This is a genomic window from Actinokineospora cianjurensis, assembly GCF_003663795.1.
GTDB lineage: Bacteria > Actinomycetota > Actinomycetes > Mycobacteriales > Pseudonocardiaceae > Actinokineospora > Actinokineospora terrae.
On the sequence record NZ_RCDD01000001.1, the window covers coordinates 2,341,614 to 2,366,545 of the forward strand.

Consider the following 24,932-nt stretch of genomic DNA (forward strand, 5'->3'; position numbering starts at 1 on the left):
CGGGATCACCGCCGGGTCACGGCGGCAGCCCGCCGGGGACACTAGGGTGCTGGCATGGGTGATCGGGTTGGTGCGGCCGTGGTGTGGGACCCCGCGTTGTTGGGGTACGACCTCGGCGGCGATCACCCGTTCAACCCCGTCCGCCTCGAGTTGACCATGCGGCTGAGCCGGGCGCTGGGGGTGCTCGACGGGGTCGAGCCGGTGGCACCGGAGCCCGCGGGCGACGCGGAGATCGGGCGGGTGCACCGGCCGGACTACGTGGCAGCGGTGCGGGAGGCGCCGATGGCCTCCTGGGACGTCGGCCACGGGCTGGGGACCTCCGACAACCCGGTGTTCGACCAGATGCACGCCGCGTCCGCGCTGGTGGTCGGCGGATCGCTGGCGGCGGCTCGGTGCATCGCCGAGGGGCGGGCCGACCGGGCGGTCAACCTGGCGGGCGGGCTGCACCACGCGATGCCGGACCGCGCCGCCGGGTTCTGCGTCTACAACGACTGCGCGGTGGCGATCTCCTGGCTGCTGGACAACGGGTTCGACCGGATCGCCTACCTCGACGTCGACGTGCACCACGGCGACGGGGTGCAGACCGTCTTCTCCGACGACCCGCGCGTGCTGACCGTCTCGCTGCACCAGCACCCGGCGACGCTGTGGCCCGGGACCGGGTCGGTCACCGAACTCGGCGGGCCGGGTGCGCAGGGGACCTCGGTCAACGTGCCGCTGTCGCCGGGGACCAAGGACGCCGAGTGGCTGCGGGCGTTCCACGCGACCGTGCCCTCGCTGCTGGGGGCGTTCCGACCGCAGGTGTTGGTGACCCAGTGCGGAGTGGACACACACGTAGAGGATCCGTTGGCGGATCTAGCGCTGACTGTCGACGGGCATCGTGAGATCTACCGGACGCTGCGGGATCTCGCGGAGCAGTACACCGACGGCAAGTGGCTAGTCATGGGCGGCGGCGGTTATGAACTGCTGCGGGTAGTGCCACGCTCGTGGACGCACCTGCTGGCCACCGTGCTCGACAGGGACATCCCCGTCGAGACCTCCGTCCCGGTCGACTGGGCCACCACGGTGCGCAAGCTCTCGCCTGATGTGGTGCTGCCGTCGGTGATGGGAGACGGCGTTGACGTTGCCTTCCAGCGTTGGGGTGGTGGGCGGGAGCAGCCAGTGGACACCGTGATCCGGGACGTGCGTCGGGCTGTCTTCCCGTTGCACGGCCTGGACCCTGACGACCCCAGGGACTGACATGGCCGACGAGCGCGACCCCTTCGCCTACCCGCCGCAGTGGGAGGCCGATGTGGTGCTCTCTGATGGCGGTACCGTCCACTTGCGCCCGATAGTGCCCTCGGACGCCGAGGCCCTCCGGGCCTTCCACGGCAGGTTGTCCGAACGCACCAGGTACTTCCGGTACTTCGGGCCGTACCCGATGATCCCGGACAAGGACCTCGCGCGGTTCAGCACCGTCGACCACCACGATCGCGTCGCCTTCGTCGCCCTCCTCGGTGGCGACATCGTGGCCGTCGGCCGGTATGAGCGGTTGCCCGGTGGTGACTCCGCGGAGGTCGCGTTCGTGGTGCAGGACGGTCACCAGGGCCGCGGCCTGGGGTCGATCCTGCTCGAGCACCTCGCCGCGGCGGCCAGGGAGCGCGGGGTCGGCCGGTTCGAGGCCGAGGTGCTCGCCGAGAACGCCCAGATGGTCCGGGTGTTCCGGGACGCGGGTTACCAGGTCAGCCGGGCCTTCGACGAGGGCGTGCTGCACCTGGAGTTCGCCGTCGACCTCACCGAGGCGTCGGTGGCGGTGGCGTGGTCGCGTGAGCAGGCCGCCGAGGCGCGCAGCGTGCACAACCTGCTGCACCCGAGGTCGGTGGCGGTGATCGGGGCGTCGACCGACCGCGCGAAGATCGGCAACGCCGTGCTGGGGAACCTGCTGGCCGCCGACTTCACCGGGCCGGTGTTCCCGGTCAACCCGGAGCACAAGTCGGTGCGGGGCGTCCGCGCCTACCCGACCGTGCTGGACATCCCCGACCCGGTCGACCTCGCGGTGGTCGCCGTGCCCGCCGCCGGGGTCGACGAGGTGATGGACGCCTGCCTGGCCAAGGGCGTCAAGACGCTGGTGGTCGTCAGTTCCGGCTTCGGGGAGACCGGGCCGGGCGGCCGTGGTGCCGAACGCAGGTTGGTCGACGAGGCCAGGGCGCACGGCATGCGGGTCGTTGGTCCTAACGCGCTCGGCGTGGTGAACCTGGACCCCGCCGTGCGCCTCAACGCCACTCTTGCGCCGACCTTGCCAGGGCCAGGCCGCACGGGCTTCTTCTGCCAGTCGGGAGCTCTAGGCACGGCCATCCTCGCTGACGCCGCCGCACGAGGTTTGGGTCTGTCCACTTTCGTCTCCGCCGGTAACCGTGCGGATGTCTCGGGCAACGATCTCTTGCAGTACTGGGAAACTGATCCGGCTACCGATGTCGTCTTGCTCTACCTGGAGTCCTTCGGCAATCCGCGCAAGTTCGCCCGCCTCGCACGGAGACTGGGGCGGAGCAAGCCGGTTGTCGTCGTCAAGTCGGGTCGCAACACGGTTCTACCGGCGTTGGCCAAGACAGGGGTGGCCGTTGACGACGCCAGCGTGCAGGCACTGTTCGAACAGGCCGGTGTCATCCGCGTCGAGTCCATCGCCCAACTCTTCGATACTGCCCTGCTGCTCGCCCACCAACCGTTGCCCCCAGGAGAACGTGTTGCGGTAGTCGGCAACTCTTCGGCTATCGGAGTCTTGGCTGCCGATGCGGCTCTAGGACAAGGATTGGTTCTCGCCGGTGATCCGGTGGACGTTGGCGCGCAAGCTGGGCCGGATACGTTCGCGGCCGCAGTCGCTGACGCTCTCCGCCGGGAAGACGTCGACGCGCTCATCGTCGTGTTCGTGCCACCGTTGGCGATCCCTGGCACCACCTATGCGCGAGCCCTAAGAGAGGCCGCGGAAGGACTACCTGAAGCCGGTACGAAGCCGATCGTCTCAACCTTCCTGGCCGCTGAAGGGATCCCGGCGGAGCTGGCCGTCCTAGGCCCAGATGGCGCTCCGACGCACGGCTCGATCCCGTCCTACCCCAGCCCTGAACGCGCCGCGCTCGCGCTGGCAAGAGCCACCACTTATGCCCGCTGGAGATCGTCGCCTCCGGGGATCTTCGTTCGCCCGGCGGATATCGATCCCGCGGCGGCCAAGTCCATCGTCGAAGCCGCGCTGTCTAGAGAACCCGCCGAGGTGGAGCTAACCGACGACGAGGTGATTGCGCTTCTCGGCGCCTACGGCATCGAGGTCATGCCGTTCCACGTCGTGTCGGATCCCGACGCCGCCGTCGCCGCGGGTGCCGAACTCGGTCTGCCGGTGGTGATGAAGACCGCGAGCAGGCAGTTCCGCCACCGCAGCGACCTCGTGGGCGTGCGCTTGGACCTGACCGCGGAAGACGCCATCCGCAACGCCTACGCCGAACTCACCGTCGTCGCGGGCGTTCCCGAGGTCTACGTCCAGCGGATGGCCCCGAAGGGCAACTCGTGCAGCATCGGCCTCCAGGACGACCCGTCGTTCGGCACCGTGGTGTCCTTCGGCCTCGCGGGTGTGGTCAGCAACCTGCTCGGTGACCGCGCCTACCGCGCCGTCCCGCTGACCGACACCGACGCCGCTGGCCTGATCCGGTCCCCTCGCGCCGCCCCGCTCCTCGCGGGCTACGCGGGCGGTGAACCGGCCGACCTCGCGGCGCTGCAACGCCTGGTGCTGCGGGTCTCGGCCTTGGCGGAGGACATCCCGGAGATCCGCGCCCTGATGGTCGAGCCGATCCTCGCCTCCGCCGCGGGCGCCTACGTGACCGGCGGCCGTGTCACCGTCGGGCCGCCGCCGTCCAAGCACGACAGCGGACCGCGCAGGCTCCGCTCCAGCGGCTGACCGCGTGCCCCCTGGTTGCCAGGGGGCACGCGGGACGTCATGCCGAGACGGACACGTACCTCTTGCCCTCGGTGGTGATGATCTCCACCGACCCGACGTCGTCCGGCGCGATCAACGCCGCCCCGTCGAGGTTCGTGCCCTTCTGCGCGCCATCGGGCGACACCAGCCAGCTACCGGCCTCTTCGCGTGTGCCGTCCTTACCGACCACGACGACCCGGCAGCGTTCACCGGCCGGGATACCGGTTACCGAGACGTTGAGCCGAACCCACCCGGCAGCGGGTACGACCTTCGCCGTCAGGCGGGCCCCTGTGTTCGGGTCACTCCCGGACAGGAACCGCGTCTTGACGTTCTGCGCCTCGGTAGGGCCAACGGTGACCGTTGGCTGTGCCACCGGCGTGCTCGTGGAGCGGCCGATGACCACTCCGGTCCCGAGCACCGCGGCGATGACCACGGCCGCCGCGACGCCCGCGATGGCGATCGACCGGTTGCGGGAGGCGTTCGCCTCGCTGCGGACCTGGCGCAGGGTGCGGGCCAGCAGCAGGTCGCCGTCGTCCGGCGGTCCGTCCAGCAACGCCTCCTCGGGCAGCTCACCCGCCATGTCTCGCACCTCCTCCAGCGCTTCCAGTTCGACGCGGCACTCGGCGCAGTCCGCGAGGTGCCGCTGCACCGCGGCGCGTTCGTCGTCGTCCAACACACCCAGCGCGTACGCGCCGAGCAGGGGGGTCTCGTGGGTGCTCATGCGGGCGTCCCCTCCAGCGCGGCTCGACCGGACATGGTCGCGCGCAGCGCACGCAGGGCGTAGTGCGACCTCGACTTCACCGTACCGGGGGCGATGCCGAGCTCCTGCGCGGTTTCGGCCACGCTGCGGTCCCGGAAGTAGATCTCCATGAGCACCGTGCGGTGCTCCTCGGAGAGGCCCTCGATGGCGGCGAGGACGCTCATCGAGTCCACTACGCGCTGCGAGTGGTCCACGGCCACCGGTACCGCCGTCGGCGACTCCGCGACCTCGGCGGGCCGGGCCGCCTTGGCCCTGACCTTGTCCACGATGAGGTTCTTGGCGACGGTGAACAACCAGGCGCGCACCGACCCCTCCTTGCTCATCAGGTTGTCGGCGTGCCGCCAGGCCCGCACCAGTGTCTCCTGGACGACGTCCTCGGCCGCTGCCCGATCGCCGGTGAGCCGCACGGCGTAGGCCAGCAGGGCCTTGCCGTGTTCCTCGTAGAGCGAGCGGACCAGCGCCTCGTCCCTCGATGTCGCCCGTGTCCGGGCGAACAGCCTCGCCATGCCGACTCCCTGTCCAACGGCGTCCGGTTGCGCTTTCCCGACTGACACGGCGCGCGGGGCGCGGCGGTTCGATCTATTTCCCGACTAGCACTGCTTGCCGGTGTTCACGCAGGTCACGAGCTCGGCCATGGCCGCGTCGGTCCGCACGTTGATGAAGTGCGCGTGGTCGGAGGCGGGCGCGCGGTCGGCGACCTCCGGGAAGCTGTCGATGCCGAAGTCGGCGCCGTCGGGCAGGTCGTAGCCCACCTCGACGCGCAGCTTGGGCACCGGGAAGCTCGACCGGGGGCACCACCCGTCCGCGCCGGGGAACCGCAGGTGCGCCTTGTGGTCCGGGCTGTCGAGGCCCTTGCCGTCCCAGCAACTGGGGAACTCGTATACGCGCAAGGTGCGGCTACCGGACGGGCAACTCGGGTAGGACAGGCTGATCCGGTCCGTGAACCCCGCACAGCTCCACGTACCGCGCGCGGACGGCCCTGCCTTGGCGTCGCCGGTGACCGTCTTGAGGAACCGCGGCATGGCCACAACTTCGCTGACAGGGCTACCGACGAAGGTGATGCTGACGGAGTCCGGTGTGCGTACCTCGCCGTGGTGTCCGCCCCGCCGTAGCACCGGCCAGTAGTAAGACGAAAGATCCCCGTCACGGCAGGTGGTCTTGGCGGAGGTAAGGACCTCATCGGTGCTGAACGCGTCGGTAGCGACGTTGCCGACGTAGTCATGCAGGTGGTGAGCGCCGTCGCGTACCCCGGGGGAGGCGACGAGGTTGTCGGAGTTCCGGTGGCCGTCCTCGTTGCGGCCGCAGTCCACCGCGTAGCTCCCGGTCGAGGCCGACGGGGTGGCCGAGGGGGCGGTGATCGGGGGGACCGACCGGATGTCGACGGGGTCGGTGGGGGCGGCGGCGCACCCCGCGGCGAGCACACCGACCAGGGCCAGCGCGCTGAGGCGAATCACATGATCACTTTGAGGCGGGGCCACAACCGGCCAGTGAACACGACCGCACCACCGGGTGGCGGCGGAGTGAATGGGCTGCGCCGAATGCCCCAGTACGGTCGCCTGGCGCCGCTCAGCCGCGTTCGAGCACCAGTCCGACGCCCAGACCGGCCGCCGCGCTCACCCCGGCCACCCCGAACCGGCCCGCCCGCCGTTCCAGTTCCTCCAGGCAGCCGCCCACCATGATCGCCCCGGTCGCGCCGATCGCGTGCCCCATGGCGATGGTGCCGCCGGAGGGGTTGAGCCGCTCCGGCCCGGCGTCGAAGTCGCGGCGCACCCGCAGGCACAGCGCGGCGAAGGACTCGGCGAACTCGACCACGTCGACCTCGTCGACCGCCACCGCGGCCCGCCGCAGCGCCAGGTCCATGGCGGTCTGGCCGCCGGTCAGCATGGTCACCGGGTCGTCGGCCACCACCGCGCTGGCGGCGATCCTGGCCCTGGGGGTCAGCCCGAGCCGCCGCGCGGTGCCGATGTCGCCGACGACCACCAGCGCGGCGCCGTCGGCGAGCCGGGGAGAGGTGGCGGCGGTGTGCCGGTGCTCGATGCGCGCCGGGCGGCCGCGGCCCGCCAGCGCCAGCGCGTCGTGGCCGTCGGCGCCGAGACCGGCGAACGCGGGCGGCAGGGTGGCGAGCACGTCGCGGCTGCTGTCGGCGCGCACCAACTCGTCGTGCTCCAGACCGCCGACCGGGACCAGGCTGCGGGCGAACGCGTCGGCCCGCCACGCCGCCGCGGCCTTGTGCTGGGACTCCAGCGCGTAGCCGTCGAGGTCGTCGCGGCTGAACCCGTCGAGGGTGGCGTTCAGGTCGGCCGCGACGCCCATGTGGACCGACCCCGTGCGCCGCACCACCTCCGCGTCGGTCCACAGTGGAGCCCGGTCGGTGAACGGCGGGACCCGGGACGTGCTCTCCACCCCGCCTGCGACCACCAGGTCCACCTCGCCCGCGCGGACCCGGGCCGCCGCCAGCGCGACCGCGTCGATGCCGGAGGCGCAGAACCGGTTGACCACGACCCCGGGCACGTGGTGGCCCCACCCGGCGAGCAGCGTCGCGGTCCTGGCCGGGTTGCCGCCCTGCTCGCCGACCTGCGACGCGCAGCCGAGCACGACGTCGTCCACCACCCCCGGGTCCAGCCCCCGGTCGACCAGGGCGTCTAGCAGCGGGACCAGCAGGTCCAGCGCCGACAGGTGGTGTAGTCCACCGCGGGCCGACCCGCGACCGCGGGGCGTGCGGACGTAGTCGAGCAGGTAAGCCTCACCCACCGCACACCCCCTCTTACGGAGCCTGGCCCGGTTACCGCCCCAGTTGTAGTCTCGGATTCCCGGCACTGGCAACCGCTGGGCCGTCCGCGCCCCGCGTCGCCGCCGCCGAACCAGGGGGTCCGAAATGGATGTGGAGGTCCTCGGGCGGGTGCTGAGCACGCTGCCCGAGCACGACGAGCACCCGTACCGCAGCGGTCCGTGGCGGCCGCAGACCGTGGAACGCGCCGCGGCCGACCTGGAGGTCGTCGGCGAGATCCCCGCGGACCTCGACGGCGTCTACCTGCGCAACACCGAGAACCCCGTGCACCCCGCGCAGGCCACCTACCACCCGTTCGACGGTGACGGCATGGTCCACGTCGTCGGCTTCCGCGACGGCAAGGTCTTCTACCGCAACCGGTTCGTCCGCACCGACGGGTTCCTCGCCGAGCAGCGGTCCGGGAAGTCACTGTGGGCGGGTATCGCGGAGAACCCCGACAGCGCCCTAAGAGCTGACGGCTGGGGCGCACGCGGGCGGATGAAGGACGCGGCGAGCACTGATGTCGTAGTGCACGCCGGTGTCGCCTTGGCCACCTTCTACCAGTGTGGTGAGCCCTACCGCATCGACCCGCTCACCCTGGACACCCTCGGCAAGTCACCGTGGACTCCCTCGGGTGGGGTGTCGGCGCACCCGAAGGTCGACCCGGTCACCGGCGAGCTCTTGTTCTTCAACTACGGCAAGGAAGAGCCGTACCTGCACTACGGCGTCGTTGACGCCAACGACAAGTTGGTGCACTGCACCGACATCGCCCTTCCCGGCCCACGCCTACCGCACGACATGGCGTTCACGGAGAACTACGCGATCCTCAACGACTGCCCGCTCTTCTGGGAGCCAGAACTCTTAGCCAAAGGCGCGCATGTAGCCCGATTCCACCCGGAGCTGCCGTTGCGACTAGGTGTGTTGCCGCGTCGGGGGAGTGGCGATCAGATCCGCTGGTTCGAGGCAGAGTCGACCTTCGTGCTGCACTTCGTGAACGCCTACGAGGACGGCGACGAGATCGTCGTCGAGGGCTTCTTCCAGTCCGACCCCGAGGGCAAGGCCGCGCGGTGGCCGGGTGATCCCGCTTACGCCCGCCTGTTCCGCATGCTCTCCCTCGACGGCATGGGGACCCGGTTGCACCGCTGGCGGCTCGACCTGACCACCGGCCGCACCCGCGAGGAGCGGCTCAGCGACGACATCACCGAGTTCGGCGTGGTCGACCAGACCCGCGCGGGCCGCCCGAACCGGTACGCCTACGCCTCGACCGGCGAGCCGGGCTGGTTCCTGTTCGACGGGATCGTCCGGCACGACCTGCGCACCGGGGCCCAACAGCGGTACCGATACGGTGCCGGGGTGTTCGGCAGCGAGACGGCCTTCGCTGCCGGGAGTGGTGACGGTCACCTGGTCACCATGACGACCGACGTGGCCGCCGACCGCTCCGAGTGCCTGGTGTTCGACGCCGCTCGCGTCGAGGACGGCCCGGTGGCGCGGATCCGGCTGCCGGAGCGGGTGAGCAGCGGTACGCACGCCACGTGGGCGCCGGGGGAGTCGTTGCCCGGGTGGCGGGACGCGGACGACCCGGCGGCCGCCGTCGGGCTGTCGGGGCGGTGACGGCGGCGTGTCGGCCGGTGCGGCGGGTGGTACGCCGCGTGGTGAGGCAGCCGCGCGGGGCGACGGGGGATGTGACGTGGGGGAGAGAGCTGTGGTCGCGGGGTCAGGCACGGTGCGCGGGGCATGATCCATCCGCCGGATCGGTCCAGTGCTCTCGGCGCTGGTGGGGACAACGCCATCGCTTACGCGATCGGCACCGTTGCCGATGAGTGGACGCTGTTGATCCTGCGGCACGCGTTGCGCGACGGCACTACGCGCCCGGCGGACTGGCAGCGGTTGTTACCGATCTCTAACGCTGTCCTGCTGTCGCGGTTGCGGCACCTGAGCGATGTCGGGGTGCTCGTACCGGTCGGTGACCGGCCCGGTCGCCGCGAGTTCCGGTTGAGCCCGCGCGGTGTCGGGCTCTGGCCGTTCCTGTTGTGCGTGTGGGGGTGGGAGCTCACGTGGGCCGGGGGCGTGCGCCCCGACCTGACCGAGATGCGGCACATCGGCTGCGGGGCGGTGTTCCGGCCGGTCCTGGTGTGCCGGGCCTGCGGGGTGCAGGTCGAGCCGCGGGAGGTGGACGCCGAGTTCGGGCCGAGCGGCTCGTGGCCGAGGTCGACGCCGACGGCGACGTCGCGGCGGCGCTCCAGCGGGTCGACCAGCCTGGGCGGCGGGTTCTTCCCGGAGACCAGGGCCGTGGTCGGGAACCGCTGGTCGGCGATCATGCTCGGCGCCGCCTACCTCGGTGCCCGGCGGTTCCCGGACTTCCAGCGCAGGCTCGGCGTGCCCGCCACCGTCGTGGCCGACCGGCTGCGCACGTTCAGCGAGCTGGGGGTCCTCGCCCCGTCCGGCGACCCCGACCGGGCGACCCGGTCGAGCTACCACCTCACCGACAAGGGCCGGGCGCTGTTCCCGGCGGTGATCACCGCGCTGGAGTGGGGGCAGCGGTGGTTCGTCGCCCCGGAGGGGCCCGCCGTGCTGCTCGACCACGGGGGTCACCGGTTCGAGGCGGTCCTGGTGTGCTCTGCCTGCGACGAGGCGCTGGCGGGTCGCTCGATCGAGGCCGTGCCCGCGCGGTGATCGACCCGCTCGTGCAACCCCGGCGCGGCCGGGATCCGTCCCTGGGGCATGAAACGCCTAGGAACCATCATTGGCGCAGGCGTTCTGCTCACGGTGATGACCGCGTGCGCGGGACAGGAGACCGCAGGCAGCCCGGACCCGACGTCGGCTCCCCCGTCGTCGACCCAGCCCGCTGAGACGTCCCTGCCGGGCGCCGTGCCACCGACCGAGCCGGATCGCCAGCCCGCCGTGGCACCTCCCACCGGGGGCACCGAGGTCCCCGCGGCGCAGATCGACGCTACCGGTGTCGCACAGGACTATCCGACGATGGTGTGGACCGAGGACGGTGGCACTGACGTCGGCGTTGTCGCCCAGGAAGGTGGCTGCGGCAAGGCGAGCGCGGAGGTCACCGAGCAGACCGCGACCCAGGTCGTGATCACTCTCGTGGAGACGCAACCGCCCAAGCCCGCGCAGTGCACGATGGACCTGCGCTTCCCGAAGCTGTCCGTCCACTTGGACTCCCCGTTGGCCGATCGCAAGGTCGTGCTCAAGAGCGAGCAGCGGGTTCGGTAAACCGCGTACCAACGCCCAAAACGACCATCTCCCCCCTGGTGCCCCGGTCGGTATTGCCCCGCCGACCGGGGCACCGCTCGTGCGTTCGTGCAACCGGGACGGCGTCGGCTACCGTCCTTGGTTCATGAAGACCATTCTGTCCACGGCTGTCGCGGCCCTGGCCGCCCTCGCGCTCGCGGGGTGCGGCGGTGCGGCCGACACGGCCGACCAGGCGCCCAGCTCGGGCGCGACCCCGCCCAGTTCGGCAGCCCCCACCGAGGGCGGCGCCCCCAACTCGCAGCCGCCGCAGACCGGCCCCGCGCCGACCAAGCCCCCGGCGCCCCAGGTGACCGTCGCCCCCGACGGCAAGGTGACCGTCCCCGCGGGCTACCGCGAGGTCCCCGCCAAGCAGGTCGACGCGAAGGCGCTGCCGGAGTCGTACAAGGAACGCCGCGTGTGGACCTCCGAGGACGGCAAGGCGTTGCAGCTCGTCGGGATCGCCAGCGACTCGTGCGCGGGTGTCGACGCCCAGGTCGTCGAGTCCACCGAGGCCGTCGTCAAGGTGTCGCTGAGCGCCATGACCTCGCCCCAGGGCGGCGGTGAGGGCGGCAAGATGTGCGCCATGGTGGTCACCCCGCGCCCGGTCGAGGTCCCGCTGGAGCAGCCGCTCGGCACGCGCACCGTCATCGTCGTCGCGGGCAACTAGCACCCCACCCGTCCCCGAGGTCGGGGCAAGCACCCTGCCTGCCCCGACCCCCGCGAGCTACCGGGTGGGCCAACCCCCGTAGGGGACCGTGATGGCCTCCAGGTTGTGGCCGTCCGGGTCCAGGAAGTAGACGCCCCGCCCGCCGTCGTTGGTGTTGATCCGGCCGGGGCGCGAGTGCATCGGGTCGGCCCAGTAGTCGATGCCCCGCTCGATGATCCTGCCGAGGATCTCGTCGAACTCCGCCTCTCCCACCAGGAACGCCAGGTGCGTGCTGGTGAGCGGGAGGCCGTAGTCGGCGTGGTTGGCGTAGTCGAGCGTGACGCCGTTGTCCAAGGCGACCACGACGAACGGGCCGAACGCCCTCGGGGCCTGCCTGCCGAGCATCTCGGCCAGGAAGCCGGCCCCGGCGTGCTTGTCGCTCGCCAGGACCACGGTGTGGTTGAACTGGATCACTTGCGGAACGTCACCTGCAGCGTCGGCGCGCTGGTGCCCGCGAAGAAGTCGTTGCCCTTGTCGTCGACCACGACGAACGCGGGGAAGTCCTCGACCTCGATCCGCCAGACCGCCTCCATGCCCAGTTCGGCGTACTCCAGCACGTCGACCTTCTTGATGCAGTCCTGCGCCAACCGGGCCGCCGGGCCGCCGATCGAGCCGAGGTAGAACCCGCCGTGCGCGGCGCACGCCTCGGTCACCTGCTTGGACCGGTTCCCCTTGGCCAGCATGACCATCGACCCGCCAGCGGCCTGGAACTGCTCGACGTAGGAGTCCATCCGCCCGGCCGTGGTGGGGCCGAACGAGCCCGACGCGTAGCCCTCGGGGGTCTTGGCCGGTCCGGCGTAGTACACCGGGTGGTCCTTGAGGTAGGACGGCATCGGCTCGCCCGCGTCCAGCCGCTCCTTGATCTTGGCGTGCGCGATGTCGCGGGCCACCACCAGCGGACCGGTCAGCGACAGCCGCGTCTTCACCGGCAGCGTCGACAGCGTCGCCCTGATCTCGGCCATCGGCCTGGTGAGGTCGATGCGCACCACCTCGTCGGACAGGTCGTCGCCGAGCACCTCGGGCAGGAACCTGGCCGGGTCGCGCTCCATCTGCTCCAGGAACACCCCGTCCGGGGTGATCTTGGCCTTGGCCTGCCGGTCGGCCGAGCAGGACACCGCGATGCCGACCGGGCAGGACGCGCCGTGCCGCGGCAGCCGGATCACCCGCACGTCGTGGCAGAAGTACTTGCCGCCGAACTGCGCGCCGATGCCGAACTCGCGGGTCATCGCGAGCACCTGCTGCTCGAGGTCGACGTCGCGGAACGCGTGCCCCAGCGGGGAACCCCCGGTCGGCAGCGTGTCCAGGTAGCGCGCCGAGGCGAGCTTGGCGACCTTGAGGTTCTGCTCCGCCGACAGGCCGCCCACCACGACCGCCAGGTGGTACGGCGGGCACGCCGCGGTGCCCAGGCCGCGCAGCTTCTCGTCCAGGAACGAGGCCAGCCGCTGGGGGTTCAGCACCGCCTTGGTCTCCTGGAACAGGAACGTCTTGTTCGCCGACCCGCCGCCCTTGGCCATGAACAGGAACTCGTAGGCGGGGTCGGTGCCCGGCTTGGTGTGGATGTCGATCTGCGCGGGCAGGTTGGTGCCGGTGTTCTTCTCGTCCCAGAACGTCACCGGCGCCATCTGCGAGTACCGCAGGTTCAGCTCCTGGTACGCCTCGTAGATACCGCGCGCCAGCGCCTGCTCGTCGGTGCCACCGGTCAGCACCGTCTCGGTGCGCTTGCCCAGCACGATGGCCGTCCCGGTGTCCTGGCACATCGGCAGCACGCCACCGGCGGAGATGCACGCGTTGCGCAGCAGGTCCATCGCCACGAACCGGTCGTTGCCGCTGGCCTCCGGGTCGTCCACGATCGCCCGCAGCTGCGCCAGGTGCGACGGCCTCAGCAGGTGCTGGATGTCCTTGACGGCCTCCTTGGCCAGCAGGGTCAGCACCGCGGGGTCGACCTCGAGGAAGCGCCGCCCCGCCGCCTCGACCAGCCGCACCCCCTCCTGGCTGACCAGCCGGTACTCGGTCGCCCGGTCGGGGCCGAGCGGCAGGACGTCGGTGTAGTCGAAGTTCGTGGTGGTGGTCACGATGAGCGGGCTCCCTTGCACGCGTCCGGATCCTGCAGAACGTACTCCTGCGCACCGGTCCCGCCGGTGTGATCCGCACGTGGCACTGGCCACGCCCCCGGCGCGGCCATCCCTGCCGCACACAGCATCGGATCGCATTCCGGCGCGCTGTCGGCTATTGCCACCCCACCAATGGCAGCCTTATTTAAGGCGTGATTGACGACTGCTTTAATCCTACTGTCGGGCGTGTTTCTCCGAATTGCGCAGCCGCTATTCTTTGCACTCGGCAGCCGAGCGCGGAGGAGTCACGTGGCGGGCGTTGTGGGGGACTGGGACGCCGTGTCGACCGAGATCCGGCGCCTGATGCACGAGCGGGAAATGAACCAGGCCACCCTCATCGACGAATCCGGGATCTCGAAAGTCGTCGTCGCCGAACTCCAGTACAACCGGGTGCGGCGGACCCGCTCCGACCACGTCCTGCGGGCCTTGTCCAACGCGTTGGGCGTGCACCCCGAACACCTGCGGGATATCGCGCACGGCAGGCAGCCGCAGCCGCTCGGCGAACCGCCGATCCGCTCCGCGACCGACATCGCGGGCAGGCTGGACGCGCTGGACTACCGGATGGCCGAGCTGACGCAGATCCTGCGCAGGCTGGAGAAGGCGATCCTCAAGAGCGCCCCGCCGCAGGCGGTCGACGCCAGGACCCCCGACCGCGACTAGCGTGCCGGAAGGCCGGGGCGGCCCCCGGCCGTCCCGACCTCCCGTCGCAGGCAGCGGGAACTCCAGTATCGAGTCCCGCGCCGCGTGGTTCGTGTGGGGTTGTAGAAGACAACGCTGCCGTGACTGAGGTCACATGTCAATGCGGCTATCCGTGTGAATCGCACCGCCCGCCGCGGGGGCGTCAGCTGGCGTACGCGCGCAGCTTCTCGGCGCGCTCGCCCTGGCGCAGCTTCGACATGACCTCGCGCTCGATCTGCCGGACCCGCTCGCGGGAGAGGCCGAAGCGCTTGCCGATCTGGTCGAGGGTGCGCGGCTGGCCGTCGTCGAGGCCGTAGCGCAGCCGGATGACCGACTGCTCGCGGTCGTCGAGGGTGGCCAGCACCCGGCGCATGTCGTCCTGCAGCAGGCCGGAGATGACGGCGCTCTCGGCGTCGACGGCCTCGCCGTCCTCGATGAAGTCGCCGAGCGGGGCGTCCTCCTCGGCGCCGACCGGCATGTCCAGGCTCACCGGGTCGCGGGCGTGGTCGAGCAGGTCGGCGACCTTCTGCGTGGTCAGCCCGGCCTCCTTGGCCAGCTCGTCCTTGGTGGCCTCGCGGCCGAGCTGCTGGTGCAGGTCGCGCTTGATCCTGGCCAGCTTGTTCACCTGCTCCACCAGGTGGACCGGCAGCCGGATGGTGCGGCCCTGGTCGGCCATGCCCCTGGTGATGGCCTGGCGGATCCACCAGGTGGCGTAGGTGGAGAACTTGAAACCCTTGGTGTAGTCGAACTTCTCCACCGCGCGGATCAGACCCAGGTTCCCCTCCTGGATCAGGTCGAGCAGCGGCATGCCGCGGCCGGTGTAGCGCTTGGCCAGCGACACCACCAGGCGCAGGTTCGCCTCCAGCAGGTGGTTCTTGGCGGTGAGCCCGTCGGAGATGAGGGCGCGCAGCTCGGCCCGGCGGGCGGGCGAGAGCGCCGGGGAGGTGTCGAGCATGTGCTGCGCGAAGACCCCCGCCTCGATGCGCTTGGCCAGCTCCACCTCCTGGGCCGCGGTCAGCAGCGCGGTGCGCCCGATGCCGTTGAGGTACACGCGCACCAGGTCGGCCGCGGGCCCCTGGGCGTCGAGGTCGGCAACCTCGTAGGTGAGTTCTTCCGGCTCACGCTGCTGCGGGACCGTCATGGTGGCTCCCTCCCCCTGTTGGTGGTTCTGCCTGTCAAACGTGGCGGGGGGTGGATTCGTTCCCATGCCCTCCCACTGTGATGACGTCACCGGGAGCTCGGGCGTTGTTCCACTTTGCCTGAGGTTTCGCTGAGAACTCCGGGGGTAGTCACCCGAGCACGGTGACAGTGCGGCATCCGGTGTCGCATCACCCTTCGGGTGGACGAACGCGTCAGTCGAGTGGGGTAGGACGACTGTCTAACGGCGACGGTCAGTGGTGCGCGCCGGTGCTCAGAGGTCGATCAGAACGGTGAACGGACCGTCGTTCACGCTCTCCACCGCCATGGTCGCGCCGAACCTGCCGGTGGCGACGACGGCACCCCTGGCGCGCAGTTCGGCGACGGTCGCGGACACCAGCGGCTCGGCCGCTTCCGGTCGGGCGGCCGCGATCCACGACGGCCGCCGCCCCTTTCGGGTGTCGCCGTAGAGTGTGAACTGACTCACCACGAGTAGCGGTGCGCCGGTGGTGGCGCAGGACTGCTCGTCGCGCAGCAGCCGCAGTTCGTGCAGTTTGCGGGCCATCGCCAGCGCGGTGTCCGAAGTGTCGTCGACGCGCACCCCGAGCAGCACCAGCAATCCCGGCTCGGTGATCTCGCCGACCACCTCGTCCTCGACGGTCACCCTCGCCCTGGTGACCCTGGCGACGACGGCCCTCATCCCGCCCGCCGGTACGGACCTGGGTCCGGTTGCCCGGTCACGCGAGTTCCTTCGGCAGCAGCATCCCGTGCGTCACCAGGTCGGCGACGACCGGCAGCGCGGCGCGCACCACCGCGTCGGTCGGCAGCCCGTGCGCGGCCGCCAGCAGGGCGAGCAGGTCGCCGAGCGGGACCTGGCCGCGGCAGCCCGCCAGCAGCGCCGTCACCAGCTCGTCGGTCTCCTGCTGCCAGCCGGGACCGTCGGTGCGGTGCAGCCTGCGCACGAGTTCGCGCCAGCCGTCCTCGGCGGGCTCCGACACCCGCTCCAGCACCACGGTCGGCGCCACGGTGAACTCGGTGGCCAGTACCCGCGCGGGGTCGCTGTTGGCGCGCAGCCAGGCGACCCGGTCGAGCCAGGTGCCCGCCTCGGGGCCCAGCGGGTCGTCGTAGGCGTGCCGCAGGTCCTCGCAGGCCACCTCGGTGTCGCTGTCGGTGGCGCGCAGCGTGACGAAGCCGAACCCGACGCCGACCACGTCGTTGGCGTCGAACCAGTCCAGCCAGGCCGACGCCTTGGCCGAGCCCTCCGCCGAGCGGGGGTCGATGCCCGCGTCGCGCAGCCAGGTGCCCACGTACATCGCGGGCTCGGCCACGTCGCGCTGCACGAACCAGGCGTCGATCCCCTCGTCGGGCAGCCACCCGGTGACCCGATCGGCCCAGTCCTCACCGCGCCGGTGCAGCCACGACGCCAGCAGCTGCCCGACCCCGCCGGGGGCCAGCACGGCCGGGAGCCCGCGCACGACCAGCGCGCTCGCGTCGTCGCCTGCCAGGCCGGAGTCGCGGTACACGTAGTCCACCCGCGGCGGGCCGACCACGAACGGCGGGTTGCACACCACCTGGTCGAACCGCCGACCCGCGACCGGGTCGAACCAGGAGCCGCGCGCGGTCTCCACGTCGAGGCCGTTGAGCCGGAACGTCGCCGACGCCAGCGACAGGCAGCGCTCGGACAGGTCGGTCGCGGTGACCCGGCCCGCGTGCCTGCTCGCGTGCAGCGCCTGCACCCCGCAGCCGGTGCCCAGGTCCAGCAGCGTGCCGACCGGCCTGCGCACGGTGGCCCTGGCCAGGCTCAGCGACGCGTGCCCGATCCCGAGCACGTGGTCGGTGCCCACCGGCGATCCCGACTGGTCGGCGTCGAGGTCGGCCACCACCCACCACGAGCCCTCGTCGTCGCCGTAGGGGCGCAGGTCGAGCCCGGCGCGCGCGGTGTCGTCGTCGAGGCGCAGCAGTCCACTGGTGACGGCGTCCGCCTCGTCGACACCCCGCAGCGCGGCGCGGGCCTGGGCGGCCGGGACCCGGTCGCCGACGAGGAACAGCCGGATGAGCGTCGCCAGCGGCCCGCCGTCGGTGGTCGCGCGGCGGGCGGGCTCCGGCTCGCCGCGGCCGAGCGCGGCGTGCGCCTGGTCGCCCAGCGCCGCCACCACCCCGTCGGCGTCGTAGTCGGCCACCCGCAGCGCCTCGGCCAGGCGCGCGCAGAACTCGTCCGAGAAATGGGGGAGCACGCCGGAATGCTCGCACGTGACCGCGTCGTCGACCCGGATGGGCCGCGCCCGCCCGGCGGCGGGTTGTCTAGAGGCGGGTGATGAGGTGGAAGTGCCCGGGGAGGCGGTAGCGGGCGATGATTTCCGCACCCAGTTCGGTCGCGGCGTCCCTGGCCTGTCCCGCGGACGGCAACGGGCCCAACAGCGACAGCAGGCCACCGCACCGCAGCGGCGCGGTCACCGCCCGCAGCAACGCGACCGGGTCTTCCGCGTAGTGCAGCAAGTCGTGGCACAGCACCACGTCGAAGTCGCCCGCGCGGAACAGGTCCGGCGCGTCCTCGGCGCCCGCCTGGGCCACGCGCACCGTCACACCGCGCGTGTACGCGTGGGCTAAGGCGTCGGCCAACATCGCGCCAGCCGGGTCGAGGATGGTGACCTCGTGGCCCAGCGCGGCCAGCGGGACGCCGTCCTCGCCGCGCCCGCCCGCCACGTCGAGCAGCCTGCACGGCTCGGTGAGGTGGCGGGCCAGGTTGGCCTCGGCCATGCGGTGTCGGGTGGACGCGCCGAACCCCTCGACCGCGAATCCAGTCATAAACACTCTTTTTACCGGCATCCGGGGGGTTTCCGGTCCAGTTCTACCCGGATGGCGCAGTTCGCCCGCGCAGGTGAGAGGATGGCGGGTGGAGGTGGTGTCGTGAAGGGCTCCGAGCGGGACGACACCCCGGTTCTGATCACCGAGGCCGAGCCGTCGTACGAGGACCAGTTCGCCGCGCGCAAGCGCAAATACATGATCATGATGGGCCTGCGCATCCCGTGCCTGCTGTTGGCGGGCCTCACCTACCAGGTCTGGTGGCTGGCGCTGGGCTTCGTCGCGCTGTCGATCCCGCTGCCGTGGATGGCGGTGCTCATCGCCAACGACCGCCCACCACGCAAGTCGGAGAAGGTCAACCGCTACCAGCGCGACCCCAAGGCCATCGAGGCCGCGGACCGCCAGGTCATCGACGGCTGAGCGGCTGGGCCCCCACGCGCGACACGGCCCGCGCCCCGGCCTCGGCACCCGCGCGCAGCACCGCACGTGGTGCCGCTCCGCGTAGCCACGCCTGTAGCGCTCCCGCGTTGAAAGCGTCACCGGCGCCGGTGGTGTCAACGCACTCCGTTGGCACCGCGGGCTCCTCGACCACTCCGTCGCGGTCGACCCAGTACGCACCGTGTTCGCCACGCGTCACCGCGGCCGCGGAGACCGCGTCGAGCACGTTTCGACCGCCCAGCGCGAGGTACTCGTCGTGGTTGGGCAACAGCAGGTCGACGCCCTGGACCGCGTCGAGGAACGTGTCGTCGACGAGGGCGGCCGATTGCGGGTCCACCGAGGTCGTCAGGCCGGACGCGCGGGCAGCGGCCAAGATCGCCATTCCTGCTTCGCGGGTGGCTTTGTCCACGAGCACATAGCCGGACAAATGCAGGTGTCGAGCCCCATCGAGTGGCGGTAGATCTGTCAGGCGGAGAAGTGCGTTTGTTCCTCTATCCGGAAACATCGTGCGCTGGCCGATGGCATCAACGAGAACGACTACACACCCCGTGCTGGCAGTCGAATCTACTGTGAACACACACTGAACGCCCCTAGCGGTGAGTTCTGCCCTCGCCTGGGTGGCGGCCGCGTCATCGCCCACACGTGACACCAAGGTGACCTGTTCGCCGAGGTGCGCCAGCCACGCGGCCGCGTTCGCGGCGGCGCCACCGGAGCGCAGCGTGGTCTCGCCGAGCGTGTCGTCCCCCCAGGCGATGGGCGTGGCGTGCCGGACCACCACGTCCAGCGCCGTGTCGCCGACCACGACCACCAGACTCACGGACACCTCCGGGAACGCACTCGCGCGGACACGGGACCTTACGGTAGAAAGGCGCCCCGCTCAGTCTGCGGCAACCCCGCGAAGACGACCTCCCAAGGAGCCCGGTGATGGCGCGTGTGCAGACCGCGCTGGTCGCCGCCGGGTTCCGCCGCTACGCCACCTACCGGCAGGCCACCCTCGCCGGGGCGTTCACCAACACCGTGTTCGGGTTCTTGCGCTGCTACATCCTGCTCAGCGTCGCCGCGGCCGCGGGCGGGGCCATGGTCGGCTACACCCGCCCGCAACTGGTCAGCTACGTCTGGCTGGGGCAGGGGCTGCTCGCGGTGGTGAACTCCTGGACGATGCTCGACCTGGCCGAGCGGGTGCGCACCGGGGACGTCGTCGCCGACCTGCTGCGCCCGGTCGATCCACTGTGGACGTACCTGTGGACCGACATCGGCCGCGCCGCCTTCGCCGCGTTGACCAGGTTCGTGGCGCCGCTGGTCGTGGGCGCCATCGCGTTCGGGCTCTATGTCCCGCAGAGCCTCTTGACCTATCCGCTGTTCGTGCTGTCCACCCTGCTCGCGATCGTCGTGTGCTTCGCGTGCCGGTACCTGATCGGTCTGACCGCGTTCTGGTTGCTGGACATCCGGGGCGTCACGATGTTCTGGGTGTTCGTGTCCGGCGCCGCCAGCGGGCTGTACTTCCCGTTGGCCGTCCTGCCGGAGTGGTTGAGCACCGTGCTGTGGGTGGCGACCCCGTTCCCGTCCCTGCTCCAGGCGCCACTGGACATCGCGGTCGAGCGAGGTGGCACCGGGCACGCGCTCTTGGTCTGTCTGGGGCAGGTCATGTGGATGGTGCTCTTGTTGCTCGCCTGTCGCTGGGTCCAGACGCGCGCGGTACGGAAGCTGGTGGTGCAGGGTGGCTGACATTCTCGACACCGCGCGGGTCTACGGGAGGGTGCTCCGCGCGCAGGTTCGCAGCCAATGGCAGTACCGCACGTCGATGGTGCTGGAGATCCTCGGCAGCATGGTCGTCAACGGCTTGGACATCGCCACCGTCTTCGTCCTGTTCTCCGTCACCGGCGCGCTCGGCGGGTTCGCAGGCACCGAGGTGCTCCTGATGGCCGCGCTGTCGGCGGCCTCGTTCACCGTGGCCGACCTGGTGGCCGGCAGCGCGGACAAACTGCGCGAGTACGTCCGATCAGGGTTGTTCGACTCGCTGCTGCTGCGACCCCTGTCAGCCCTCTTGCAACTAGCGGTCATCACCTTCGCGTTGCGCCGTATCGGCAGGGCAGTGCAAGGGGTCGTGCTCTACATCATCGCGCTGTGCGTGGCGGACATCCCGTGGACGGTCGAACGCGCGCTGTTCGCCGCCATAGTCCCGATCTCGGGCGCCGTGTTCTTCGCCAGCCTGTTCGTCGGGGGTGCCACGGTGGCGTTCTGGTGGGTCGAGTCCGGCGAGGTGGCGAACGCGTTCACCTATGGCGGGCGCGACTTCACCTCGTACCCGAGCACCATGTACGGCGGCTGGTTCCGCGACCTGTTCACCCTGGGCATCGGGTTCGGCTTCGTCGCCTACTTCCCGAGCCTCGTCCTGCTCGGCAAACCGGACCCGTTGGGCCTACCCACCGCCGTGGCGTGGGGTTCGCCGTTAGTCGCGGTCATCGCCGCCTGCCTCGCCACGCTCTTCTGGCGCGTCGGCGTCCGCCACTACCGGAGCACGGGGTCATGATCATTTCGGCGCGCGGTCTGCGCAAGGAGTTCACCGTTTCGCGCAAGGTCGGCCGGTTCCGCAGGGAGCGCCACGTGGTGTCCGCTGTGGACGGTGTCGACCTCACCGTGGAGCGCGGCGAGCTGCTCGGGTACATCGGCCCGAACGGCGCCGGTAAGTCCACCACGCTCAAGATGCTCACCGGCGTGCTCACCCCGAGCGCGGGCGAGGTCAGCGTCTGCGGTCTGGAGCCGGTGGCCAAGCGCACCACTCTCGCGAGGCGTATCGGCGTTGTGTTCGGGCAGCGCTCACAGCTGTGGTGGGACCTACCGCTCGAAGAGTCGTTCTCCCTACTACGGCACATCTACCGGGTTCCAGAGGGCGATCACGCCGCTCGACTGAGGCAGTGCACGGACCTGCTGGGGCTCGACGAGTTCCAGCGCACTCCCGTGCGTCAGTTGTCGCTAGGGCAACGCATGCGCGGTGAGCTCACCGCCGCCCTCTTGCACGGCCCCGAGGTGTTGTTCCTCGACGAGCCCACGATCGGTCTCGACGTGCTCAGCAAACAGGCCGTGCGGACGTTCCTCGCCGATGTGGACAAGCGCGGCGACACAACGGTCGTGCTCACCACCCACGACCTGGCCGACATCGAGAAGCTCTGCCGCAGGCTCGTGGTCATCGACCACGGCCGCGTGGTGCACGACGGCACCCTGGACGAGCTGCACGCCCGCTACCGCTCACGCCGCACGATCGTCGCCGATCTGGACAACCCGTGGCCCGAGGGTCTTACCCTGCCGGGCGCCGTTGTCACCGCGGTGGAAGCGGACGCACGGAGGGTCACGCTCACGCTCGACGGAATGGCAGCAGGAGAGGTCGTCGCGGCTCTAGCGCAAGCCGTCTCGCTCAGAGACCTCTCGGTGCAAGAACCCGACATCGAGGACGTCGTCGCGCGGCTCTACCGAGACGAGAGCTGAACCGCGACCTCGGCGGCCACGCGGGCGTTGTCCGCCACCAGTTCAGTGTTGGCGCTCAAGCTCGCCCCACCGCTGCCGTTGTGGAAGAACTCCAACAGCGCGGGCGTGACGTCCTTGCCCCGGATCCCGCGCTCTTGCAGCAACGCCATGCCCTCGCTGAGGAGCCTGTCGTGGAGTTCGCGGTCGAGTTCGTACTCCACCGGCACGGGGTTGACCAGCAAGACGCCCGAGGCCGTGAACGTGCTGTGCGCCGCGATCACCGCGGCCGCCTCCGCGGGGGTGTCCACCCGCCACGGCACCGTGTGCGCTGACTCGCGCAGGTAGAACCCGGGGAAGTAGTCAGTGCGGTACCCGACCACCGGCACTGACTTCGTCTCCAGCACCTCCACGGTCGCGGCGATGTCCAGGATCGACTTCACGCCGGAGCAGACGACGGTCACCGGCGTGGTCGCGAGGACGTCCAGGTCCGCGGAGACATCCCAGGACGCGCTACCGGCAGGAACAGAGAGATGCACGCCACCGAGGCCGCCGGTCGCGAACACCTTGATGCCCGCCTGGTGCGCTAGCGCTGCCGTGCTGGCCACGGTGGTAGCGCCATCGCGCTTGAGTGCGTAAGCGGGCCCGAGGTCACGCAGCGACAGCTTCGCGAGACCAGGGGAACACACGCGCTGGAGCTGCTCCGGCGTGAGCCCGATGTGCGCCACGCCGTCGAGGACCGCGATGGTGGCGGGCACGGCGCCCGCGTCCCGCACGATCCGCTCCAACCGGGCGCCGACCTCCAGGTTGCGCCCCTGGGGCAGCCCGTGGGCCAGCAGGGTGCTCTCCAGGGCCACCACGGCCCGCCCCTCGGACCGGGCGGCGGTGACCTCATCGGCGATGACCAGGTGTGGGCTCATCCCGACATCATGGCAAACGCCGCGGTTCCCGACCCGCTCGTCAGGCGGGACAGCAGGCGCTACCAGGAACGCAGGGTGACGATGCGTTCCTCGAGCTGCTCGATCGTGGCCATCGCGGTCGGCGGACCGCCGCAGGCGCGGCGCAACTCGCCGTGGATGAGGCCGTGGGGCTTACCGGTGCGGTGGTGGGCCATGCCGACCAGCGCGTTCAGCTCCTTGCGGAGGTTCGCCAAGCGCTCTTGCACTGACTGCGGCTGCGCCCGCGCCGCCGGTTCCTCCGGCTTCGCCTCCGCGGCCCTCCTGGATCTCGCCGCCACCTGCTGCTCTTGCCGCTGTCTCAGCAGTTCACGAACCTGGTCCGGTTCGAGCAGCCCGGGCAGACCGAGGTACTCCTCTTCCTCGACCGTGCCCGCCATGGCCGCGGTGCCGAACGACGAACCGTCGAAGATGACCTGGTCCAGCTCGGCGGAGGCGCCCAGGGAGGTGAACGCCTTCTCCTCCTCGCCCAGCTCGTCCTTGGTCCGGTTGGCGTCGGCGACCAGCTCGTCGTCCCAGCCCTCCTTCTCCCGGTGCGGCTTGCCCAGCACGTGGTCGCGCTGCGCCTCCAGCTGGCTGGCCAGGTCGAGCAGCACCGGCACCGACGGCAAGAACACGCTGGCCGTCTCACCCTGCCTGCGCACCCGCACGTACCTGCCGATGGCCTGGGCGAAGAACAGCGGCGTCGAGGCGCTGGTCGCGTACACGCCCACGGCCAGCCGCGGCACGTCGACGCCCTCGCTGACCATCCGGACCGCCACCAGCCACCGCGAGTCCGAGTCGGCGAACTCCTGGATCCGCCCCGATGCCTTCGGGTCGTCGGAGAGCACCAGCGTCGGCGCCTGCCCGGTCATGGTCTCCAGGATCTGCGCGTACGCCTTCGCCGAGACGTGGTCGGAGGCGATGACCAGGCCACCGGCGTCCGGCACGTGGTGGCGGACCTGCGTCAGCCGGGTGTCGGCCGCGCCGAGCACCGAGGGCACCCACTCGCCGGACGGGTCGAGCGCGGTGCGCCACGCCCGCGCGGTCTGCTCCGGGGTCAGCGGCTCGCCGAGGCGCGCGGTGAACTCCTCGCCCGCGCTGGTCCGCCAGCTCGCCTCGCCCGAGTACGCCAGGAAGATCACCGGTCGGACGACGCCGTCGCGCAGCGCGTCGGAGTAGCCGTAGGTGTGGTCGGCGCGGCTGCGCTGGAAGCCCTCGCCGTCGGGCTCGTAGTCGATGAACGGGATGGGGGAGTCGTCGCTGCGGAACGGGGTGCCGGTCAGCGCCAGCCGCCGCGCGGCCGGGGTGAACGCCTCGCGGACCGCGTCGCCCCAGCTCTTGGCGTCGCCGCCGTGGTGGATCTCGTCGAGGATGACCAGCGTCTTGCGCTGCTCGGTGCGCACCCTGTGCAGGCTCGGGTGCGCCGCGACCTGCGCGTAGGTGACCGCGACACCGCGGAAGTCGCGCGAGGTGGCGCCCATCGAGTTGGTGAAGTTCGGGTCGATCGGGATGCCCGCGGCGGACGCGGCCGCCGCCCACTGGTGCTTGAGGTGCTCGGTCGGCGCGACGATCGTCAGCGTCTCCACCGTGCGGTCGGCCAGCAGCTCGGCGGCCACCCGCAGCCCGAACACGGTCTTGCCCGCGCCGGGGGTCGCGACCGCGAGGAAGTCCTTCGGGCGGGTCGTCAGGTACTTCGTCAGCGCGCGCCGCTGCCAGTCGCGCAGCGGCCGCGCCGGGGCGCTCGCTCGGGAGTCCGGTTCCACCTCGGCCCGGGTCACGGGATGCCCCAGCTCCTCTCCACCTGCTCCGGACACGGTGATGCCCTCAGCTGGTCGGCACGGCGTCGAGCGCGGGACCGGGGTGAGGGCGCCGTCGAGGATACCGCCCGCCCGGCCAAGATCGCCGCAGGCCGCGACACGCCGGGGCCCGCTCGACGCCGGTGATCAAGCCGATCGGGTG

At 71.0% G+C, this 24,932-nt stretch carries 24 protein-coding genes; 11 read left to right on the forward strand and 13 right to left on the reverse strand.

Annotated elements, in window-relative coordinates:
• The first annotated feature begins 54 nt into the window (after window positions 1-54).
• Both CLV68_RS10685 and CLV68_RS10690 read left to right on the forward strand, forming a co-directional pair.
• Window positions 55-1,236, forward strand: coding sequence for an acetoin utilization protein AcuC (locus CLV68_RS10685; protein ID WP_121390198.1), 1,182 nt, complete (start codon window positions 55-57; stop codon window positions 1,234-1,236).
• A gap of 1 nt (window position 1,237) precedes the next feature.
• Window positions 1,238-3,916, forward strand: a complete 2,679-nt coding sequence (locus CLV68_RS10690) for a bifunctional acetate--CoA ligase family protein/GNAT family N-acetyltransferase (protein WP_121390199.1) — start codon at window positions 1,238-1,240, stop codon at window positions 3,914-3,916.
• A gap of 37 nt (window positions 3,917-3,953) precedes the next feature.
• On the opposite strand, the gene CLV68_RS10695 is transcribed toward CLV68_RS10690, so the two are convergent.
• The 4 genes from CLV68_RS10695 to CLV68_RS10710 form a co-directional block, all read right to left on the reverse strand.
• A complete protein-coding gene (locus tag CLV68_RS10695; RefSeq protein ID WP_121390200.1) occupies window positions 3,954-4,655 on the reverse strand; it encodes an anti-sigma factor family protein in 702 nt (233 codons plus the stop codon).
• Complete coding sequence (locus CLV68_RS10700) at window positions 4,652-5,200, reverse strand: sigma-70 family RNA polymerase sigma factor (protein WP_121390201.1); 549 nt, start codon at window positions 5,198-5,200, stop codon at window positions 4,652-4,654. The genes CLV68_RS10695 and CLV68_RS10700 overlap by 4 nt, the downstream gene beginning before the upstream one ends.
• An 84-nt stretch (window positions 5,201-5,284) precedes the next feature.
• On the reverse strand, window positions 5,285-6,148 hold the full coding sequence (locus tag CLV68_RS10705) for a DUF1996 domain-containing protein (protein ID WP_121390202.1): 864 nt from the start codon (window positions 6,146-6,148) through the stop codon (window positions 5,285-5,287).
• A 112-nt stretch (window positions 6,149-6,260) separates the two neighbouring features.
• Window positions 6,261-7,445, reverse strand: coding sequence for an acetyl-CoA C-acyltransferase (locus tag CLV68_RS10710; RefSeq protein WP_121390203.1), 1,185 nt, complete (start codon window positions 7,443-7,445; stop codon window positions 6,261-6,263).
• A 124-nt stretch (window positions 7,446-7,569) separates the two neighbouring features.
• On the opposite strand from CLV68_RS10710, the gene CLV68_RS10715 reads away from it, so the two are divergent.
• The 4 genes from CLV68_RS10715 (at window position 7,570) to CLV68_RS10730 (ending at window position 11,371) form a co-directional block, all read left to right on the forward strand.
• Window positions 7,570-9,072 (forward strand): carotenoid oxygenase family protein, encoded by a 1,503-nt coding sequence (locus CLV68_RS10715; protein WP_121390204.1) that lies wholly within the window; start codon window positions 7,570-7,572, stop codon window positions 9,070-9,072.
• A gap of 123 nt (window positions 9,073-9,195) precedes the next feature.
• Window positions 9,196-10,134 carry a winged helix-turn-helix transcriptional regulator gene (locus CLV68_RS10720; protein WP_121390205.1) on the forward strand — a complete coding sequence of 313 codons (939 nt, stop codon included), beginning with the start codon at window positions 9,196-9,198 and terminating at the stop codon, window positions 10,132-10,134.
• A gap of 96 nt (window positions 10,135-10,230) precedes the next feature.
• Complete coding sequence (locus CLV68_RS10725) at window positions 10,231-10,686, forward strand: hypothetical protein (protein WP_147459934.1); 456 nt, start codon at window positions 10,231-10,233, stop codon at window positions 10,684-10,686.
• Window positions 10,687-10,810: 124 nt separating this feature from the next.
• Window positions 10,811-11,371 carry a hypothetical protein gene (locus CLV68_RS10730; protein ID WP_121390207.1) on the forward strand — a complete coding sequence of 187 codons (561 nt, stop codon included), beginning with the start codon at window positions 10,811-10,813 and terminating at the stop codon, window positions 11,369-11,371.
• A gap of 57 nt (window positions 11,372-11,428) precedes the next feature.
• Here the strand turns inward: CLV68_RS10730 and CLV68_RS10735 are convergent, their stop codons facing one another.
• Both CLV68_RS10735 and CLV68_RS10740 read right to left on the reverse strand, forming a co-directional pair.
• Window positions 11,429-11,824, reverse strand: a complete 396-nt coding sequence (locus CLV68_RS10735; RefSeq protein ID WP_121390208.1) for a VOC family protein — start codon at window positions 11,822-11,824, stop codon at window positions 11,429-11,431.
• The gene (locus CLV68_RS10740) at window positions 11,821-13,482 is read right to left on the reverse strand and encodes a fumarate hydratase (RefSeq protein WP_170224198.1); all 1,662 of its coding nucleotides are present in this window, start codon (window positions 13,480-13,482) and stop codon (window positions 11,821-11,823) included. The genes CLV68_RS10735 and CLV68_RS10740 overlap by 4 nt, the downstream gene beginning before the upstream one ends.
• A gap of 288 nt (window positions 13,483-13,770) precedes the next feature.
• Here CLV68_RS10740 and CLV68_RS10745 point away from each other — a divergent pair, with 288 nt between their 5' ends.
• A complete protein-coding gene (locus CLV68_RS10745; RefSeq protein WP_147459935.1) occupies window positions 13,771-14,181 on the forward strand; it encodes a helix-turn-helix domain-containing protein in 411 nt (136 codons plus the stop codon).
• A gap of 181 nt (window positions 14,182-14,362) precedes the next feature.
• Here the strand turns inward: CLV68_RS10745 and CLV68_RS10750 are convergent, their stop codons facing one another.
• From CLV68_RS10750 to CLV68_RS10765, 4 genes are all read right to left on the reverse strand, one after another.
• Window positions 14,363-15,340: a sigma-70 family RNA polymerase sigma factor gene (locus CLV68_RS10750; RefSeq protein WP_121390211.1), complete on the reverse strand. Its 978-nt coding sequence runs from the start codon at window positions 15,338-15,340 to the stop codon at window positions 14,363-14,365.
• A 270-nt stretch (window positions 15,341-15,610) separates the two neighbouring features.
• Window positions 15,611-16,036 carry a D-aminoacyl-tRNA deacylase gene (gene dtd / locus CLV68_RS10755; protein WP_121390212.1) on the reverse strand — a complete coding sequence of 142 codons (426 nt, stop codon included), beginning with the start codon at window positions 16,034-16,036 and terminating at the stop codon, window positions 15,611-15,613.
• Between the two features lie 37 nt (window positions 16,037-16,073).
• Window positions 16,074-17,570, reverse strand: a complete 1,497-nt coding sequence (locus tag CLV68_RS10760; RefSeq protein ID WP_121390213.1) for a DUF7782 domain-containing protein — start codon at window positions 17,568-17,570, stop codon at window positions 16,074-16,076.
• Window positions 17,571-17,637: 67 nt separating this feature from the next.
• Window positions 17,638-18,141 carry a class I SAM-dependent methyltransferase gene (locus CLV68_RS10765; RefSeq protein ID WP_170224199.1) on the reverse strand — a complete coding sequence of 168 codons (504 nt, stop codon included), beginning with the start codon at window positions 18,139-18,141 and terminating at the stop codon, window positions 17,638-17,640.
• 81 nt (window positions 18,142-18,222) lie between these two features.
• Here CLV68_RS10765 and CLV68_RS10770 point away from each other — a divergent pair, with 81 nt between their 5' ends.
• Complete coding sequence (locus tag CLV68_RS10770; protein WP_121391105.1) at window positions 18,223-18,558, forward strand: DUF3099 domain-containing protein; 336 nt, start codon at window positions 18,223-18,225, stop codon at window positions 18,556-18,558.
• Here CLV68_RS10770 and CLV68_RS10775 read toward each other — a convergent pair.
• Window positions 18,545-19,387 (reverse strand): carbohydrate kinase family protein, encoded by an 843-nt coding sequence (locus CLV68_RS10775; protein WP_121391106.1) that lies wholly within the window; start codon window positions 19,385-19,387, stop codon window positions 18,545-18,547. The genes CLV68_RS10770 and CLV68_RS10775 overlap by 14 nt on opposite strands.
• A gap of 113 nt (window positions 19,388-19,500) precedes the next feature.
• Between CLV68_RS10775 and CLV68_RS10780 the strand changes: the two genes are divergently transcribed.
• From CLV68_RS10780 to CLV68_RS10790, 3 genes are read left to right on the forward strand one after another with little or no spacing between them, the layout of a single operon-like run.
• Window positions 19,501-20,301 carry an ABC transporter permease gene (locus CLV68_RS10780; protein ID WP_121390215.1) on the forward strand — a complete coding sequence of 267 codons (801 nt, stop codon included), beginning with the start codon at window positions 19,501-19,503 and terminating at the stop codon, window positions 20,299-20,301.
• Window positions 20,294-21,106, forward strand: a complete 813-nt coding sequence (locus CLV68_RS10785; RefSeq protein WP_246009753.1) for an ABC transporter permease — start codon at window positions 20,294-20,296, stop codon at window positions 21,104-21,106. The genes CLV68_RS10780 and CLV68_RS10785 overlap by 8 nt, the downstream gene beginning before the upstream one ends.
• A complete protein-coding gene (locus CLV68_RS10790; RefSeq protein ID WP_121390216.1) occupies window positions 21,103-22,059 on the forward strand; it encodes an ABC transporter ATP-binding protein in 957 nt (318 codons plus the stop codon). Before CLV68_RS10785 ends, CLV68_RS10790 begins: the two co-directional genes overlap by 4 nt.
• Here the strand turns inward: CLV68_RS10790 and CLV68_RS10795 are convergent.
• Together CLV68_RS10795 and CLV68_RS10800 are read right to left on the reverse strand one after the other, a co-directional pair.
• A complete protein-coding gene (locus CLV68_RS10795) occupies window positions 22,041-22,955 on the reverse strand; it encodes a pseudouridine-5'-phosphate glycosidase (protein WP_121390217.1) in 915 nt (304 codons plus the stop codon). The two genes, CLV68_RS10790 and CLV68_RS10795, sit on opposite strands and share 19 nt — an antisense overlap.
• Before the next feature lie 59 nt (window positions 22,956-23,014).
• Complete coding sequence (locus tag CLV68_RS10800) at window positions 23,015-24,751, reverse strand: DEAD/DEAH box helicase (RefSeq protein WP_121390218.1); 1,737 nt, start codon at window positions 24,749-24,751, stop codon at window positions 23,015-23,017.
• Window positions 24,752-24,932: the final 181 nt, after the last annotated feature.